Annotated in this window: 1 protein-coding gene; it reads left to right on the forward strand. The window is 64.5% G+C overall.

Annotation, left to right across the window (positions count from 1 at the left end; all coding sequences use genetic code 11):
- Window positions 1-1,946, forward strand: a 1,946-nt coding sequence (locus ABN034_RS34145; protein ID WP_349695092.1) for an ABC transporter substrate-binding protein, incomplete at its 5' end; no start/stop codon positions are given.

Here is a 1,946-nt window from a genome sequence, read left to right on the forward strand (position 1 = left end):
ACCACGTGCGCGTGACGCGACGAGACCTGTTGCTCTGGGGCGGGGGCGCCCTCGCGGCCGCATCGCTCACGGGTTGTTCATTTCTCTCGACTGATCCTTCGGGGAAGGGCGGCGGGCCCGCTGCCGCCAAGAAGGGTAAGGAGGCTCCGAGCCTCGCGAAGCTCGTCAAGAGCGGGGAGCTGCCGAAAGTTGCCGAGCGGCTCCCGAAGAATCCGCTCGTCGTGCAGCCCGTCGAGGAGGTGGGCGCCTACGGCGGGAAGATCCAGACGGTGCTGCTCAACGCCACCGACACGCCTTGGCTCGGCCGCATCGTGGGCCACGAACCCCTTGCCCGGTGGAACGTCGACGCCACCAAGGTGGAGCCGAACGTCGCCGAGTCGATCGAACCCTCCAGCGACGCGATGGAGTACACCATCACGCTGCGGGAGGGCATGAAGTGGTCCGACGGTGAGCCCTTCACCGCCGACGACCTGGTGTTCGCGTTCGATGAGGTCATCCTCAACGAGGAGCTCACCCCGGTGATTCCCGAGGTCCTCACGAGCGACGGCAAGCCGGCGAAGCTCGAGAAGATCGACGACGTCACCGTCAAGATCGTCTTCCCGGCGCCGAACGGTCTCTTCTACAAGAAGCTCGGCAACCAGGCCCAGCTGATCGCCTGGCCGAAGCACTACATGGAGCAGTTCCACAAGAAGTTCAACCCGGACGTCGAGGCGCTCGCCGAGCAGGAGGACATGGCGGCCTGGACCGACCTGTTCTTCGCGAAGGCCGACGTGTGGGCAAACCCCGACGTGCCACGGCTGCACGCCTGGAAGGTCCTCAACCCGCTGGGCAAGGGAACCCGGGTCACCCTCGAACGCAACCCCTACTACTGGAAGACCGACCCCGACGGCAGCCAGCTGCCCTACATCGACGAGGTCGTCTACGACCTCAACACCGACGCCCAGGTGATCCTGCTCAAGGCGACCAACGGTGAGCTGTCGATGAGCACGCGGCACATCAACACGCTGCCGAACAAACCGGTGCTCGCCAAGGGCCGCACGGAGGGCGACTACCGCTTCCTACGCCTCGAGAACACCGTCATCAACGACATGGTGATCTCGCTCAACCTGACCCACAAGGATCCGGTCAAGCGCAAGATCTTCCAGAACAAGGACTTCCGCATCGGTCTCTCCCACGCCATCAACCGGCCGGAGATGATCACGGCGACCTGGCAGCGTCAGGGTGAGCCCTTCCAGGCGGCGCCGGACCCCCGCTCGGAGTTCTACGACGAGGAGTTCGGGAAGCAGTACACCGAGTACGATGTCGCGCTCGCCAACGAGTCCCTGGACAAGGCCGGCCTCACCGAGAAGGACGGCGACGGCTTCCGGCTGCGTCCGGACGGCAAGCGGCTCTTCATCCAGATCGAGGTCGCGAGCCCGGCGCTCGTTCCGTTCTGGGTCGACGGTGCGACGCAGGTGGCGCAGTTCTGGAAGGCGGTCGGCGTCGACACGGCGGTCAAGAACGAGGACCGTTCGCTGTTCTACGAACGCAAGGACGCCAACGAGGCGGACTGCACGGTGTGGACCGGCGACGGCGGCCTCAAGTGCGAGATGATCGAGTGCCGGTGGTGGTTCCCCTTCACCAACGAGTCCAACTACGCCCCGATGTGGCAGCTGTACTTCAACTCCCGCGGGGCCGACGGTGAGAAGCCGCCGCCGGAGACGTTGAAGCAGATGGAGCTGTACTGGGAGATGGTGCAGACTCCCGACGAGGCCGGCCAGAAAGACCTGTTCCGGCAGATTCTCCAAATTGCCAAGGAGCAGTTCTACGCTATCGGGACAGTGCGGATCCCGGAGAGCTACGGCATCGCGAAGAACAACCTGCACAACATCCCCGAGATCTTCCCGGAGTCACACATCTGGGCCTGCCCGGCCAACACCAACCCGGAGCAGTGGTACTTCTCCTAG

Source organism: Actinopolymorpha sp. B11F2 (genome assembly GCF_040195635.1).
Lineage (GTDB): Bacteria > Actinomycetota > Actinomycetes > Propionibacteriales > Actinopolymorphaceae > Thermasporomyces.